Origin of the sequence: Streptomyces coelicoflavus (assembly GCF_045041415.1) — a bacterium.
Classification (GTDB): domain Bacteria; phylum Actinomycetota; class Actinomycetes; order Streptomycetales; family Streptomycetaceae; genus Streptomyces; species Streptomyces coelicoflavus.
The window spans coordinates 4,771,198-4,784,975 of sequence record NZ_CP108218.1; the positions used below are offsets into that span (position 1 = coordinate 4,771,198).

The following is a 13,778-nucleotide window of genomic DNA, read 5'->3' on the forward strand; positions in this document are numbered from 1 at the left end:
GAGCCGACGATTCCGAAGGTCCCCCATTCGTAGGAGTCCCGGTGACGCAGAGTGGACAGGGCGAGGAGCCCTCGGCGCGGCAAGCGCGCGAAGGCATCGTGCTGCCCTCGGACGGTGGCGAGCCCCTGCTGCCCGGTCTGGCCGACACGCCCGTCGGCCCCCAGGCCGGCGGCCCGCCCGCATCGGCACCGCCCGGCGGCCAGGCCTGGGACCGGCCCTGGGGCCCCGAGCAGCAGCAGGGCCCGCCCGCCGGCCAGGGCTGGCCCACGCCGCCCGCCGCGCAGCCGTGGGGCGCTCCGGAGACCCCTCAGCCGTCCGCCTGGCCGCCCGCCCAGGGCGACCCGGGTCAGGCCCCCGGCGCCCTGCCGCCCCAGGCGGGCCCGGGACCGCTGCCGCCGGAGGGCGCGCAGCCCCCGTCGTACGGGGCGGGCGACTCGTCGTACGGGGCGGGCGACCCGTCCTACGGCGCGCAGCCGCCGTACGGGCACCAGCAGCAGCACCAGCAGCAGCATCACCAGAACCAGCACCCGCAGCAGTACGGCGGTGCGGTCGCGCCGTTGCCGGCCGCCGACGAGGGCGCCACGCAGTTCATACCGCCGGTCGCGGCCTCCGCCGACGAGGGCGCCACCCAGTTCATCCCGCACATACCGCCCGCGGGTCCCGGTGCGCTGCCCCCGGAGAGCCCCGCGCAAGCGCACGCCGCCGAGTCGACGCAGTACCTCGGCCAGGCACCGGGGTACCCCGCGCAGCCCGCACCGGCGCCCGCCCCCGTACCCCATCCCGACGCGGAGGCCACGCAGTACATCGCGCCCGTGCCCGGCGGCCCCGCCGGTGCCCCGTTCGGTGCGGCGCCCGGCGCCGACGAGGGGCGTCAGCCGCCCGCCGAGTTCGACAACCTCTTCCGCGGCGCGCCCGGTGCGGACGGCCCGGCCTCGGCCACCCAGCAGATGCCCCGCTTCGACGCGCCCCAGGCGCCGTACCCCGGCGACCAGGCCAGGTACGCGCCGCAGGGACCCGGCGGCGGCGGTGGCGGCGGCAGGCGGCGCGGGGGCGGTGACGACGGCGGCCGGGGCGGCCGGGGCGGGCGTACCGGCTCGCGGCTGCCGCTCATCGCGGCCGTCGGCGTGGGCATCGCCGTCGTCGGGGTCGGCGCCGGCGCGATGATGGCCGGCGGCGGGAAGGACGAGGACAAGGGCGGCAACCAGCCGGTGTCCGCCACGGCCCCCGCCTCCGAGTCGGCGTCCGCCTCCGCCTCGCCGTCCGCCGACCCGGCCGAGCAGCAGGCCGTCGAGCTGGACAAGCTGCTCGCCGAGAGCGGCACCGGCCGCACCACGGTGATCAACGCCGTGGGCGACGTGAAGACCTGCGACAACCTGCCCCAGGCGGCCAAGGACCTGCGCGAGGCCGCCAAGCAGCGCAGCGGTCTCGTCGACAGCCTCGGCAAGCTCTCCGTGGACAAGCTGCCCCGGCACACCGAGCTGACCACCGCGCTCACCAAGGCGTGGCAGGCCTCGGCGTCGGCCGACAACCACTACGCGGCCTGGGCCGACCGGACGGCCGGCAAGAAGGGCTGCAAGAAGGGCAAGGCGGCCACGCAGCCGTCGGCGGCCAACCGGGCGAGCGGCACGGCCAGCAAGGAGAAGGCCAAGGCCGCGAAGCTCTGGAACGCCATCGCCAAGAAGTACGGCCTGACCGAGCGGCAGCCGACCCAGCTGTGACCGGGCGGGCCGCGGCGCTGAGGGCGGGCCCGCCGCCGTGGGCGGGCCACGGCGCACCGGCTAGGCGACGTCCGCGTTCTGAAGGGTCCTGGTGGTGTCCACGGCGCCCTCGCGGGCCGAGACCAGGCGGCCCTCGCGGACGACCTGGAGGGTGACCTCGGCGTTGACCAGGCGGGGGAAGCCGACCGAGGCCAGCTTGTCGGCGAAGGTCCAGCGCAGGTCGGGCGTGAGCCCGCCGGTGCCGACCTCCAGGCCGTCGTCGAGGGCCCGCCGGACGGTGTCGGCGCTCACCTCGCCGTCGCCCAGCGACTCGACGACCTGTCTGAGGACGGTGTACGCGATCCAGGTCGTCTGCACCCCGGCGTCCGCCGCGTCGACGTCGTTGTCGCCGAACGCCTGCTCCTTGATCAGCTTCTTCAGCCCGTCCCAGGCCGGGTCGCCCACCGACGGGTACCAGCCGGTGACGTACGCCCCCTCGTAGGGTCCGGACGCGCCGCCGCTCGCGTTGACCGTCGTCTGGTCGACGCTGCCGAGGACGGTCGCCGTCCGTACGCCGGGGTGGTCCTCGCGGGCGCGCCGGAAGGAGTCCATGAAGGTGCCGGTGCGGTCCCCGAGGACGGGCACGACGCATCCCGCCTTCGCCCGGCCGGTGCCCTCCCGCGCCAGTGCCTGCCCGGACTGGTCGTCGTAGGAGGTGGCGTCCTCCGCGGCCCGCTGGTCGTGGGAGCGCTCGTGCCCGCCCGTGACCAGCCCCGCGTCCAGCAGCGGCGGCAGCTGGTCGCCCGCGATCGTGTCCGGGCGGACCAGGGTGACCGGCCCGCAGGAGTCGGCGAGGGCGCTGCCGAGTCCCGCGAGGAGCGCCGGCTGCCCCCCGTTGACCGGGTACGAGAGGGGACTGGTGAACTCCGTGTTGGTGAGGCCGTATCCGCCGATGTACGGGATGCGGGCGCCCTCGAGGACGGGGAAGAACGAGTCGGCGTGCTGGCTGTAGGAGCCCACCACGGCGACCGCGTTCTCCTTGACGGCACGGCGGGCGCACTTCGCGGCGTCCACGCTGTCGTTGTGGTCGTTGCAGGTCAGGACGTTGAGCTTGCGGCCGCCGAGGCCGCCCTGGGCGTTGACCGAGCGGGCGTAGGCCTGGGCGAGCGCGGGCATGCCGGGTTTGTTGGTCGCGCCGGTGTCCTGCGGCGCCCAGGTCATGACGGTGATCGGGCCGTCGTCCCCGGAGCCCCCCGTGGCACCGGGGACGACCCCGCAGCCGGCGGCGAGTGACGCGCACGCCACCAGCGCGCCCGCGGACAGGGCGGCGGTGCGGGTGGCCCGGGAACGGCCGCGGGGGCCGTCGGGGGAAGTGCTGCGGATGGGTCGCCTGCCGGTCATGTCCCCGCACGATTCCGTCACCCGGCCAACCCGGGAGTGACCTGCGGTCAACGCGTGGTGACGCGGAGGTGAATTACGGGGGCCGGCGGGACGCGGAGGAGAGGAACGTAGGATCGATGACCGTGCAAGGTTCGGAGAACTCTTCCCGTCGCGGCCGTCGCTCCACCACCATGGGCGGCATGCCTCTCAACGACATGCCGTGGTGGCGCTGGCGCAGTCAGGTGCGCTCCGCGCTGCACATGCTCTCCGCACCCGCGTTCCAGCGGGACGTCTGGCTGGCCGGCGTCGACGGCTACGGGGACGTCACCGACGCCGTGTACCGCCTGGTGGAGGACACCTGGCTGGACCACTGGTCGGCCGAGAAGTACGTGGGCACGGTCTTCCGCGACTCGCAGGAGGCGGCGCTGGTCGACACCGCCGTGCTGCGGGTCCTGCGGATCATGCACCAGGTCGGTCCCGACGCGCCGGTGACCGCGTACCTGGAGCACGCGGACTGGCCGGAGGCCGTACGGGCGGCGCGCGACGCGCACGTGCGGCTGGCCACCGGCGATGGCGAGGACCCGGAGACGGAGCCGCGCACGCTCGAGGTGCTGCACATCCTCACCCGGTCCGCCTGACCCGGTCCGCCTGACGGGACGGCACGCGGTCCGGGAGGCCGGATATGGGACCCTGTGCTGCATGAATCCGCAGTCCTCCGCCGCCGTCCCCCCGGCCGACGTCCCGGCCGACCAGTACGTCCTCACCCTGTCCTGCCCCGACAAGCAGGGCATCGTGCACGCCGTCTCGAGCTACCTGTTCATGACCGGCTGCAACATCGAGGACAGTCAGCAGTTCGGGGACCACGACACGGGTCTGTTCTTCATGCGGGTCCACTTCTCGGCCGGCGAACCGGTGACCGTGGACAAGCTGCGCGCCAGCTTCACCGCGATCGGCGACGCCTTCCACATGGACTGGCAGATCAACCGGGCCGACGCGAGGATGCGCATCGTGCTCATGGTGAGCAGGTTCGGGCACTGCCTGAACGACCTGCTCTTCCGCGCCCGGATCGGCGCGCTGCCCGTGGAGATCGCGGCCGTGGTGTCCAACCACACCGACTTCGCCGAGCTGGTGGGGTCCTACGGCATCCCCTTCCACCACATCCCCGTGACGAAGGACACCAAGCCGGAGGCCGAGGCCCGGGTCCTGGAGATCGTGCGTGAGGAGAACGTCGAACTCGTCGTCCTGGCCCGCTACATGCAGGTCCTCTCGGACGACCTGTGCAAGGCGCTCAGCGGCCGGATCATCAACATCCACCACTCGTTCCTGCCGAGCTTCAAGGGCGCGAAGCCGTACCACCAGGCGCATGCGCGGGGCGTGAAGCTGATCGGCGCGACCGCGCACTACGTGACCGCCGACCTCGACGAGGGGCCGATCATCGAGCAGGAGGTCGAGCGGGTCGGTCACGACGTCACGCCCGACCAGCTGGTGGCGGTCGGGCGTGACGTGGAGTGCCAGGCGCTGGCGCGCGCCGTGAAGTGGCACGCGGAGCGGCGGATCCTGCTGAACGGCCGCCGGACGGTCGTTTTCGCCTAGGGCCGGGCCCGGCGGCCCCGGGACCGTGGTCACGAAGGCTGCTTCGGGTCGCTGTGGAACTTCGAGGTCGCCCACAGGTAGCCGAGCACGGTCAGGGCGAGGCACCAGCCGACGGCGAGCCATCCGTTGTGCCCGATTTCGGTGCCGAGGAGGAGGCCGCGCAGCGTCTCGATGGCGGGCGTGAACGGCTGGTACTCGGCGACCGGCTGGAACCAGCCCGGCATCGCGTCGATCGGCACGAAGGCGCTGGAGATCAGCGGGAGGAAGATCAGCGGCATCGCGTTGTTGCTGGCGGCCTCGGCGTTCGGGCTGATCAGACCCATGCCGACGGCGATCCAGGTCAGCGCCAGCGTGAAGAGCAGGAGCAGCCCGAAGGCCGCCAGCCACTCCAGGGCGGTGGCGTCGGAGGAGCGGAAGCCGATGGCCACGCCGACGGCGCCGACCAGGACCACGCTCAGGACCGACTGCACCACGCTGCCGATGACGTGCCCGACGAGGACGGAGCCGCGGTGGATGGCCATGGTCCGGAAGCGGGCGATGATGCCCTCGGTCATGTCGTTGGAGACGGAGACCGCGGTGCCGATCGTGGTGGAGCCGATGGTCATCAGGAGCAGGCCCGGCACGAGGTAGGCGACGTAGTCGGAGCGGTCGCCGCCGCCGATGCCGGCGCTCATCGCGTCGCCGAAGACGTAGACGAAGAGCAGCAGCAGCATGACCGGCGTGAGCAGCAGGTTCAGGGTGAGCGAAGGGTAGCGCCGGGCGTGCAGGAGGTTGCGGCGCAGCATCGTGGACGAGTCGCGCACGGCGAGGGAGAGGTTGCTCATCGGACGTTCTCCTTCAGCGGGTCGGTCTGGGCGGGGACGGCGGCACCGCCGGTGAGGGCGAAGAAGACGTCGTCGAGGTCGGGGGTGTGCACGGTCAGCTCGTCGGCCTCGACGCCGGCCGCGTCCAGCCGGTCGAGGACCGTGCGCAGCGCGCGCTGGCTGCCGTCGCTGGGGACCTGGAGGGCCAGGGCCTCGTCGTCCCCGGTGCTCGCGGGCAGCGCGGTGGCGGCGTCGCGGTAGGCGGCGGGGTCGGTGAAGCGGAGCCGGACGTGCCCGCCGGGGACGATCCGCTTGAGTTCCTCCGCGGTGCCCTCGGCGGCGATCCTCCCGCCGTCGAGCACGGCGATGCGGTCGGCGAGTTCGTCGGCCTCCTCCAGGTACTGGGTGGTGAGGAAGACGGTGACGCCGCCCGTGACGAGTTCGCGGATGATCTCCCACATGGTGTGGCGGGAGCGGGGGTCCAGGCCCGTGGTCGGTTCGTCGAGGAAGATGATCCGCGGGGCGCCGACCAGGGTCATGGCGATGTCGAGGCGCCGCTTCATGCCGCCGGAGTAGGTGGAGGCGGGCTTCTTCGCGGCCTCGGTGAGGCCGAAGCGCTCCAGCAGTCCGGCGGCGACCCGCCGGCCCTCGGCGCGGGAGAGGTGGTGCAGGTCCGCCATGAGCCACATGTTCTCCTCGCCGGTGATCAGCCCGTCGACGGCGGAGAACTGGCCGGTGACTCCGATCGAGGCCCGCACGGCCTGCGGGTCGGCGGCGAGGTCGTGCCCGCCGACGCGGAGGTCACCGGCGTCGGCGGTCACGAGGGTGGAGAGGATCTTGACGGCGGTGGTCTTGCCGGCACCGTTCGGGCCGAGCAGGGAGAAGATCGTTCCTTCGGGGACGGCCAGGTCGACACCGTCGAGGACGGTCTTGTCGCCGTAGGACTTGCGCAGTCCGTTCGCCGCGATGGCCAGGTCGGTCATGGCTGGTGCTCCTCAGAGGCTGCGGGCGGTGATGTCGCCGTGGTCGGTGGTCGCGTGGACGGTCAGTCCGGGGGTGCCGGTGTTCCTGAGCGCGTTGTGGACGCGGCCGTAGGAGGTGCCGGAGTCCAGGGAGGCGGAGACCCCGGCGGCGGCACCGACCGAGATGTCGCCGGACCGGGTGCGCAGGACGACCCGGCCGCGCACGGCCTCGGCGATCCGGATGTCGCCCTTCTCGGTGCGGATGTCGGCGGAGCCGTCGAGACGGCCCACCGAGATGTCGCCGGCGGTGGTGGTCAGGCGGACACCCGCCGCCTCGTCGAGCTTGACCGGGCCGTGCGCGCCCTCGTAGTCGACGTCGCCGAGCCGCCCGACGCCCCGGAACTCGGCCGATGCCGTCCTGGCCTCCACGCGGGAGCCGGCGGGCAGCCGGACCGTCACCTCGACGGCGCCGGACGCGCCCATGAACGGGTTCTTCGCCGGGGTCTCGACGCGCAGCACGCCGTCGCCGAACTCGACCCTGGTCTGCTCGGCCGCGTGCACGTCCCGTCCCTTCGAGGCGTCCGCGGGCAGGACCTCGACCGTGGTGTCGGCCCGGTCGGCGGCGATGACCTGGACGCGGCCCGCGGGGACGTCGAGGACGGCGGAGAGCGGGGCGGGGGTGGGGAAGGTCTGCATGGTGTTCTCCTGCGTTCGCCGGTGTTTCTGACAAGGGAAACGCTACGTTGCGTTCATGGATTGCTCAATTACCTTGTTGCGTTGGAAGTAAGAGAGCGCAGCTCAACGGGTCTAATTCGTTGCAACGGTGTGACGGGTAATGCAACGTCAGTCATGCCACGCGTTGCAATGAAGTGGGAGTGAACGCTATGGTCGGGCCGTCAAGGGAGCGCGAGGGAGAGGAAGTGCGATGCCGGGAGGCAGGCTCACCCAGCAGGAACGTCAGCAGATCGCCCTGGGGCTGGCCGACGGCCTCGCCTACGCGGAGATCGCCAGACGCCTCGACCGGCCCACCTCGACCGTCACGCGCGAGGTGATGCGCAACGGCGGCCCCACCGCGTACCGCGCCGACCTGGCCCACCGGGCCACCGAGCGGCGCGCCCACCGGCGTGGGCAGGCGGCGCCCCGGGGGCCGCAGGCACCGCCGGCCCACGGCCGGGACGCCGAGGCCGTGCGCGCCTACGAGGAGACGCTGACCACGGTTTTCATACAGCAGGGCACGCCGAAGATGATGGCCCGGGTGATGGCGTGCCTCTGCGTCAGCGACACCGGCAGCCTCACCGCGGCCGAGCTCGTCCGGCGCCTCCGGGTGAGCCCGGCGTCCGTCTCCAAGGCGGTCGCGTTCCTCGACGGCCAGGGGCTCGTCCGCCGGGAACGCGACGCGTCGCGCCGCGAGCGCTACGTCATCGACGACGACGTCTGGTACCAGTCCATGGTCGCCAGCGCCCGCGGGACCCTCCTGGTGGCCGAGACCGCACGCCAGGGCGTGGCCGTCCTGGGCTCCGGCACCCCGGCCGCCGACCGCCTGGAGAACATCGCCCGCTTCCTCGACTTCATCTCCGAGAGCATCGTCCGGGCCGCGGACCAGGCACGCGAGGTCCTCCACACGGCCCCCGCCGCACCCCCGGAGGGCGACGCCGCATCCGGCGGCGAGGCTACATCCGGCTCAGGGCGGCCGCCGCGAACAGGACGTCCCTGATCGCGTCGCGGTCGCCCACCTGACCGGCCGCCGCCTCCGCCGGGGGCACGTGGCCCGCCGCCAGGCGGCAGAACTCCACCCCGTCCAGGGCGACATGGGCCACCTCGTGGTCGGAGGAGCCCACCGCGCCGGGCGAGTCCAGCGGGATGAGCCACTCGCCGCCGCCCGAGCCCTCGATCTCCAGCCGCAGGCTGCGCCCCGGTTCACCCGCGGCGACCAGGTGCGGACGGTCGCCGGGCGCGGCCAGACCGGCCCGGCGGCGGGTCGCGAGGACGCCCGGCAGCATCCGGGCCGCGAGGTCGATCATGCCGTTGAGGTGGCGCGCGGACGGCGGCCTGTACGGGTAGTCCACCGCCTCGGCGATGTCCTCCGCGTGCACCCAGCACTCGAACGCCCGGTCCAGCATCGCGTCCCGCAGCGGCAGCTCGAAGCCGCCGTACGGGACCGGCATCCCGCCCGCGTCGCCGGTGAACGCCACCGTCCGGACGATGTCGTGGGTCTGCCGGCGCCAGGACGCCCGCTCCGCGCGGGTGGGCGGGCAGTGCGAGGCCCGCCAGTACGCCTCCGTGCGGGCGGCCGGCGCCTGGCCGGGTGCCGCGATGTCACCCAGCGGGTCGTCGAGGCCCAGGGCGGCCGCGACCGTCCCGTCGACCGTCAGCAGGTGCGCGATGACCCCGGCGACGGTGGTACGCCGGCTCGCGGCGCCGTCGTCCTCGTACCAGCGCAGCCGGACCGGGGCGTGCCACTCGGCGTCCCCGAAGTCCTGGAGCAGCGCGTCCAGGCGCGCGGTCTCGGCGTCGTAGGGGGCCGCCCACTCGGGCACCGGGATGCGGGGCGGACGCCGCTCCAGGCAGCCGTCCAGCACCCGGGTGCGCAGGGCGGGGTCCAGGTCGAGGCTCTCCGGCCGCTGGAGCAGCGTGACCGCCTCGCGCAGGCGCAGCGCCTCCTCGGCGCAGGCGTCGCACTCCCCGAGGTGCTCCTCGACGGCCGCCGCCTCCTGCGCCGAGCAGGCGGCCAGCGCCCACGCCCCGAGCAGCGACGTCAGCACCTGATGCTCCAGCGCGACCGGCGCCGGCTCGGGCAGGGCCCGCCCGCCGTCCTCGACGGAGGCACGGGGCAGCGGTATACGCGCACCGGTGCCGGTGCCGGTGCCGGAGTCCGCGTCGCCGTCCGCCCCCTTCGTGTCGTGCTCGTCGTTCCCGTCGTTCCCGTCGTCTTCGTAGTACGCCTTCATGCCGCACCCCCGTATCCGGGCGGCGCACCGGGTGGGTGCGGGGCGCCGGCGGCGTCGCGGGCCGTGGACAGGAGCTGGAGGCCCAGGCGGAGGCGGCGGCGGGCCTCGTCCTCCGTGACACCGAGGTCGGCGGCGGTCTGGCGGTAGTCGCGGCGCTGGAAGTAGGCCAGCTCCAGGGCGGCGCGCAGCGGAGCCGGCATGGACTGGACGATGTAGTCGGCGCGGGCGGCGACCGAGGCGTGCCGCACCTTGGTCTCCAGCTCCTCGGTGGTGCCGGGCCCGCCCCGGACCAGCGCGGCCGTCTCCGTGGCGCGCAGCCGCTGGACGGCGAAGCGGTGGGTGAGCGTGGCGACCCAGGTGCGCAGCGGGCCCTGCCGGGGGTCGTAGGTGTCGGGGTGCTCCCAGACGTGCGCGAACACGTCGCGCGTGATGTGGTCGGCGGCCCGCTCGTCGTCGAGCACGCGGTGCGCCAGACCGTGCACCAACGAGGCGAACCGGTCGTACAGCTCGCCCAGGGCGGCGGCCTCGCCGCGCGCGAGCCGCTGCTGCATCTTGCGGTCCCAGCGCAGGGGCACGTCCCTCTTCGCCATGCGGCTCCTCCACCCCCTCGTCGGACCCGGCCCGCCCACGGCCACGGTCTCCCCGAATGTAGTCGGCACGTCCGACAGCGCACGCCCCTTTGCTCCAATGTGCGCCCCCGACGGGCCGGAGGTGATATGGGCCTCCACTACCCTCTATCGTGCGACCGAAAGCGATCGAACGGGATCGAAAGCGTCTGAAACAAGCCTCTTCCGACCGGCCTCCGTTTCCGCCCCGGCGTTTGCGGGAACGGCCGGTGGGCAGGCGCGCCGCCAGGAAGCGTAGGTACGGCTTCCGTTTCGGGTGAATCCAGGCGTTCCGGCGTTCCGACGGATGAAGGGCATGGTGGTGACGTTCAACGTGACCGGCGGGGAGCGGGGCCGATGGGCCGTGCTCCAGGTGTCGGGCGAACTGGACCTGGTGACGTCACCGGTGCTGCGGCAGCGGGTGCACGACGAGGTGGCCGAGGGGCGGCACAGCCTCGTCCTGGACCTCTCCGAGGTCCTGTTCTGCGACTCCAGCGGGGTCGGCGTCCTCATCGCCTCCCGGCGGCTCATCCGCTCCTGCCAGGGCAGGCTGCGGCTGATACTGCCCGCCCAGGGCGCCGTCGACGGCTCCCACGTCAACCGCGTCCTCGGCGCGCTGGGCGTGCGCCGGCTCTTCGACTGCCACCCCGACCTCGCCTCGGCGACCGGGGACGAACCGCGGCCCCTTTCCGCGTAGGCCGCGCAGCCCGCGCGGGACATCGCGGCAAGTCCGGCCCGCGGCCGCGTCCGGCGACGTACGCTCCGGGCGAGACGTACCCCGAACACCGACGTGAGGCGGCCGGAGAGAACCATGGTCAACAGCGAGTACGAGCGCAGGATCGCCGCGCGGTTCACCACCTTCGACCAGGACGGCAACGGCCACATCGACCGTTCCGACTTCAGCGGGGCGGCCAAGGCCCTGCTCGCCGAGTTCGGCGTCGCCGCCCGCTCCGACCGGGGGCAGGCCCTGTACGGCGGTGCGGAGGCGCTCTGGCAGGGACTGGCGGGCATCGCCGACCGGGACGGCGACCAGCGCATCACCCGTGAGGAGTTCGTCACCGCGGCGGTCAAGCGGCTGCGCGACAAGCCGGAGCGGTTCGCCGAGATCGCCCGCCCCTTCCTGCACGCCGCCCTCGCCGTCGCCGGCCCCGGCGACGGGACGGTCACCGTCGCGGACACCGCGCGGGCGCTGACCGTCTTCGGGGTGCCCGGGGACACGGCCCGGTCGGTCGCCGCCGCGCTCGACACGGACGGCGACGGCACGGTGGGGGAGACGGAGATCGTCCCGGCCTTCGCCCGCTGGTTCACGGTGCCGGAGTAGCCCCCGGCCCGAGCCTCCCGCCCGGGCGTGCCCGCTCCCGTGGCGCATGTCGCGGATCGTGGCGGAACGGCATCACGGAGCGTTGATACCGGGTTGTGTCCGCCGCATGACCCGTTACGGCCCGGAGTCGGTGCCACGCTCCGGTACCTTGTGGTGGATGCGAGTGGTCCCGAGCGCCAGCCGTGCCGGAGCTGCCCCCGGGGCGGCTCCGGAACCGACGGTGTGCGCCTTGCCCCGCAGGGTGGAACGGCCGTCGGCCGCCGCCTGTTCGACTCCCCGGAATGTGCGTCGCACAGTATGGCGCACCAGTACTCCTTCGCGCTGGAATATGCCCGAAGCGCTTGTTGACGTGACTGTCCGTCAACCATGCTGTTCCACAAGGGAATCACGTTCGGTGATCCCCGCCCCGGCCGTTGTTCTGGCCATGCTGGAAATGGCTACGATCGTGGCCCTCATGAGGCGCGAGCCTTTGTGTCCGCCGGTTCGGATGGTGTGAGCGGTGCAGGTGCTTCAAGTGCAGCTGGAGGTCCGTCCAGACCCCTCGGAAGTGGGGCGCGCCCGGCGTTGGGCGCGTTCACGCCTGGCCGGGTCGGGGATACGGGCCGATGAGCCACTCGCCGAGACGCTCGTCCTGCTCGTCTCCGAGCTCGTCACCAACGCCGTGGTGCACACCGGCCGTTCGGCGGTGCTGCGGCTGGTGCTGCCGGGCGCGGTGACCGACGAGACGAAGGACGCCACCGTCCGCCTCGAGGTGGACGACGCCAGCGACCGCGCCCCGGTGCCCCGTTGCGCCGGCGGCGAGGCGACCGGCGGCCGGGGCCTCGCCCTCGTGGACGGACTCGCCGACCGGTGGGGCTGGAGCAGGGAGGGCGCCGGCAAGCGCATCTGGTGCGAGCTGGACCGTTCCTCCGGGGGCGGGGGCGCCGCACCCGCCTGCGGTGACGGCGGTGGCGCGGTGGCGTACCAGGGGTTCGCCTACGAAGTCGTGTGACGCCCGTGCGCCGGGGTCTGCTCCCGTGCGCGTCCCCGGCGAATCGGTACACACGCGAGGAAAGCCCACCCGTCGGTTGACGGATCGTGACCGCTTCCTCACGCTTGGAGCCACGATTCGCCGCGAGGGGACGACGAGGGCTCGGTGACGGAGCCCTCGACGAGCGTGGGTCGTGTCGGCGGCGGTTCCCCCGGGGGCGACGGGAGCCGGGCGGGAGGCGCCGGAGTCGGCCGGCGGCGCGCGATGCCGTGCTCGGGGCGGACAGCGCCGCGCCGCCGGTCAACGAGGACTCATCGTCCACAGGCTGTGGACAACTCCGCGCGGAAGGTGCGCCGGTACCCGGTCGGCGTGACCCCGAGCGCGGCCTGGAGATGCTGCCGCATCGACTGGGCCGTGCCGAACCCCGCGTCCCGCGCGACCTGGTCGACCGACAGGGCGGTGGACTCCAGCAGGTGCCGGGCCCGTTCCACGCGCTGCCGGGCGAGCCACTGGCCCGGACTGACGCCGGCCTCCTCGCGGAAACGGCGGGTGAAGGTGCGTACCGACATCGACTCCTGGGCGGCCATGTCCCGCAGCTGGATCGGCTCGTGCAGGCGGCCGAGCGCCCAGGCCCGGGCACGCGTCGTGGAGGACTGCTGCGGGTCCGGCACCGGCCGCTCGATGAACTGCGCCTGCCCGCCGTCCCGGTGGGGCGGTACGACGGTGCGCCGGGCCACCTCGTTGGCGACGGCGGTGCCGTGGTCCCGGCGCACGATGTGCACGCACAGGTCGATCCCGGCCGCGACCCCGGCCGAGGTGAGCACGTCGCCGTCGTCCACGAACAGCACGTCGGCGTCCACCCGCACCTTCGGGAACAGCCGCTGGAAGTGCTCGGCCGAGGACCAGTGCGTGGTCGCCGGGCGGCCGTCGAGGTAGCCGGCGGCGGCCAGTACGAACCCGCCCGTGCAGATGGCGACCAGTCGGGTGCCGGGCCGCACGAGGGCCAGCGCGGCGGCCAGTTCCCCGGTCAGCACGCCCTCCTCGTAGACCGGGCCCAGCTCGTAGGAGGCAGGGACGACGACCGTGTCGGCGGTGGCCAGCGCCTCGGGGCCCTTCTCGACCATGATCGCGAAGTCCGCGTCCGTGGCGACCGGGCCCGGCGGCCGGACCGAGCAGGTCACGACCTCGTACAGCGGGCGCCTCCGTTCGTCGCGGGCGAGACCGAAGATGCGCGGCGCGATGCCCAGCTCGAAGGGGAGCAGACCGTCGAGGGCGAGGACGACGACGCGGTGCGGACGCTCGCCGGTGCCGGTGCCGGTGCCGGTGCCGGAGGCGTGGTCGGTGTCGGTGGCGTGGTCGGTGGCGTGACCGTCGGGGGCGCGGTCGGAGGTCTCGGCGGGGGCGCGGTCGGAGGTCTCGGTGGCGGCGAGGGGCATGGCCCGATCCTAGCGAACGCTGTCCTCCGGGCCACTCGTCCGGGCGTGGCCCGCTGCGGAGAC

The 13,778-nt window shown here is 73.7% G+C and carries 14 protein-coding genes; 7 read left to right on the forward strand and 7 right to left on the reverse strand.

Annotation, left to right across the window (positions count from 1 at the left end):
* The first annotated feature begins 41 nt into the window (after window positions 1–41).
* Window positions 42–1,718: a hypothetical protein gene (locus tag OHA99_RS21290; RefSeq protein ID WP_405697262.1), complete on the forward strand. Its 1,677-nt coding sequence runs from the start codon at window positions 42–44 to the stop codon at window positions 1,716–1,718.
* A 60-nt stretch (window positions 1,719–1,778) separates the two neighbouring features.
* On the opposite strand, the gene OHA99_RS21295 is transcribed toward OHA99_RS21290, so the two are convergent.
* The gene (locus OHA99_RS21295) at window positions 1,779–3,098 is read right to left on the reverse strand and encodes an ABC transporter substrate-binding protein (protein WP_282881527.1); all 1,320 of its coding nucleotides are present in this window, start codon (window positions 3,096–3,098) and stop codon (window positions 1,779–1,781) included.
* A gap of 116 nt (window positions 3,099–3,214) precedes the next feature.
* On the opposite strand from OHA99_RS21295, the gene OHA99_RS21300 reads away from it, so the two are divergent.
* Together OHA99_RS21300 and purU are read left to right on the forward strand one after the other, a co-directional pair.
* Window positions 3,215–3,715: an SCO4402 family protein gene (locus OHA99_RS21300; RefSeq protein WP_153179333.1), complete on the forward strand. Its 501-nt coding sequence runs from the start codon at window positions 3,215–3,217 to the stop codon at window positions 3,713–3,715.
* A gap of 61 nt (window positions 3,716–3,776) precedes the next feature.
* Window positions 3,777–4,670, forward strand: a complete 894-nt coding sequence (gene purU, locus OHA99_RS21305; RefSeq protein WP_153179334.1) for a formyltetrahydrofolate deformylase — start codon at window positions 3,777–3,779, stop codon at window positions 4,668–4,670.
* 29 nt (window positions 4,671–4,699) lie between these two features.
* Here the strand turns inward: purU and OHA99_RS21310 are convergent, their stop codons facing one another.
* The 3 genes from OHA99_RS21310 to OHA99_RS21320 are packed head-to-tail and all read right to left on the reverse strand — an operon-like array spanning window position 4,700 to window position 7,131.
* The gene (locus OHA99_RS21310) at window positions 4,700–5,494 is read right to left on the reverse strand and encodes an ABC transporter permease (RefSeq protein ID WP_153179335.1); all 795 of its coding nucleotides are present in this window, start codon (window positions 5,492–5,494) and stop codon (window positions 4,700–4,702) included.
* Entirely contained in the window at window positions 5,491–6,456 is a 966-nt protein-coding gene (locus tag OHA99_RS21315) for an ATP-binding cassette domain-containing protein (protein WP_405697265.1), read from the reverse strand. The genes OHA99_RS21310 and OHA99_RS21315 overlap by 4 nt, the downstream gene beginning before the upstream one ends.
* A gap of 12 nt (window positions 6,457–6,468) precedes the next feature.
* Window positions 6,469–7,131: a DUF4097 family beta strand repeat-containing protein gene (locus OHA99_RS21320; protein ID WP_153179337.1), complete on the reverse strand. Its 663-nt coding sequence runs from the start codon at window positions 7,129–7,131 to the stop codon at window positions 6,469–6,471.
* A 229-nt stretch (window positions 7,132–7,360) separates the two neighbouring features.
* Between OHA99_RS21320 and OHA99_RS21325 the strand changes: the two genes are divergently transcribed.
* Complete coding sequence (locus OHA99_RS21325) at window positions 7,361–8,149, forward strand: helix-turn-helix domain-containing protein (RefSeq protein ID WP_153179338.1); 789 nt, start codon at window positions 7,361–7,363, stop codon at window positions 8,147–8,149.
* Here OHA99_RS21325 and OHA99_RS21330 read toward each other — a convergent pair.
* Window positions 8,106–9,383 (reverse strand): maleylpyruvate isomerase N-terminal domain-containing protein, encoded by a 1,278-nt coding sequence (locus tag OHA99_RS21330; protein WP_405697268.1) that lies wholly within the window; start codon window positions 9,381–9,383, stop codon window positions 8,106–8,108. The genes OHA99_RS21325 and OHA99_RS21330 overlap by 44 nt on opposite strands.
* The gene (locus OHA99_RS21335) at window positions 9,380–9,973 is read right to left on the reverse strand and encodes a sigma-70 family RNA polymerase sigma factor (RefSeq protein WP_007388702.1); all 594 of its coding nucleotides are present in this window, start codon (window positions 9,971–9,973) and stop codon (window positions 9,380–9,382) included. The genes OHA99_RS21330 and OHA99_RS21335 overlap by 4 nt, the downstream gene beginning before the upstream one ends.
* A 331-nt stretch (window positions 9,974–10,304) precedes the next feature.
* Between OHA99_RS21335 and OHA99_RS21340 the strand changes: the two genes are divergently transcribed.
* The 3 genes from OHA99_RS21340 to OHA99_RS21350 all read left to right on the forward strand — a co-directional run bounded on the left by OHA99_RS21340 (window position 10,305) and on the right by OHA99_RS21350 (window position 12,300).
* Window positions 10,305–10,685 carry an STAS domain-containing protein gene (locus OHA99_RS21340; protein WP_007388697.1) on the forward strand — a complete coding sequence of 127 codons (381 nt, stop codon included), beginning with the start codon at window positions 10,305–10,307 and terminating at the stop codon, window positions 10,683–10,685.
* A gap of 114 nt (window positions 10,686–10,799) precedes the next feature.
* Window positions 10,800–11,309, forward strand: a complete 510-nt coding sequence (locus OHA99_RS21345; protein ID WP_153179340.1) for an EF-hand domain-containing protein — start codon at window positions 10,800–10,802, stop codon at window positions 11,307–11,309.
* Between the two features lie 514 nt (window positions 11,310–11,823).
* Window positions 11,824–12,300, forward strand: coding sequence for an ATP-binding protein (locus OHA99_RS21350; RefSeq protein WP_405697272.1), 477 nt, complete (start codon window positions 11,824–11,826; stop codon window positions 12,298–12,300).
* A 290-nt stretch (window positions 12,301–12,590) separates the two neighbouring features.
* Here OHA99_RS21350 and OHA99_RS21355 read toward each other — a convergent pair whose 3' ends face one another.
* On the reverse strand, window positions 12,591–13,715 hold the full coding sequence (locus OHA99_RS21355; RefSeq protein WP_405697274.1) for a GlxA family transcriptional regulator: 1,125 nt from the start codon (window positions 13,713–13,715) through the stop codon (window positions 12,591–12,593).
* Between the last annotated feature and the right edge of the window lie 63 nt (window positions 13,716–13,778).

Coding starts and splice junctions, on each gene's coding strand:
- OHA99_RS21300 (WP_153179333.1), top strand. CDS start 3,215: ATGACCGTGCAAGGTTCGGAGAACTCTTCCCGTCGCGGCCGTCGCTCC.
- OHA99_RS21295 (WP_282881527.1), bottom strand. CDS start 3,098: ATGACCGGCAGGCGACCCATCCGCAGCACTTCCCCCGACGGCCCCCGC.
- purU (WP_153179334.1), top strand. CDS start 3,777: ATGAATCCGCAGTCCTCCGCCGCCGTCCCCCCGGCCGACGTCCCGGCC.
- OHA99_RS21340 (WP_007388697.1), top strand. CDS start 10,305: ATGGTGGTGACGTTCAACGTGACCGGCGGGGAGCGGGGCCGATGGGCC.
- OHA99_RS21330 (WP_405697268.1), bottom strand. CDS start 9,383: ATGAAGGCGTACTACGAAGACGACGGGAACGACGGGAACGACGAGCAC.
- OHA99_RS21345 (WP_153179340.1), top strand. CDS start 10,800: ATGGTCAACAGCGAGTACGAGCGCAGGATCGCCGCGCGGTTCACCACC.
- OHA99_RS21335 (WP_007388702.1), bottom strand. CDS start 9,973: ATGGCGAAGAGGGACGTGCCCCTGCGCTGGGACCGCAAGATGCAGCAG.
- OHA99_RS21320 (WP_153179337.1), bottom strand. CDS start 7,131: ATGCAGACCTTCCCCACCCCCGCCCCGCTCTCCGCCGTCCTCGACGTC.
- OHA99_RS21315 (WP_405697265.1), bottom strand. CDS start 6,456: ATGACCGACCTGGCCATCGCGGCGAACGGACTGCGCAAGTCCTACGGC.
- OHA99_RS21310 (WP_153179335.1), bottom strand. CDS start 5,494: ATGAGCAACCTCTCCCTCGCCGTGCGCGACTCGTCCACGATGCTGCGC.
- OHA99_RS21355 (WP_405697274.1), bottom strand. CDS start 13,715: ATGCCCCTCGCCGCCACCGAGACCTCCGACCGCGCCCCCGCCGAGACC.
- OHA99_RS21325 (WP_153179338.1), top strand. CDS start 7,361: ATGCCGGGAGGCAGGCTCACCCAGCAGGAACGTCAGCAGATCGCCCTG.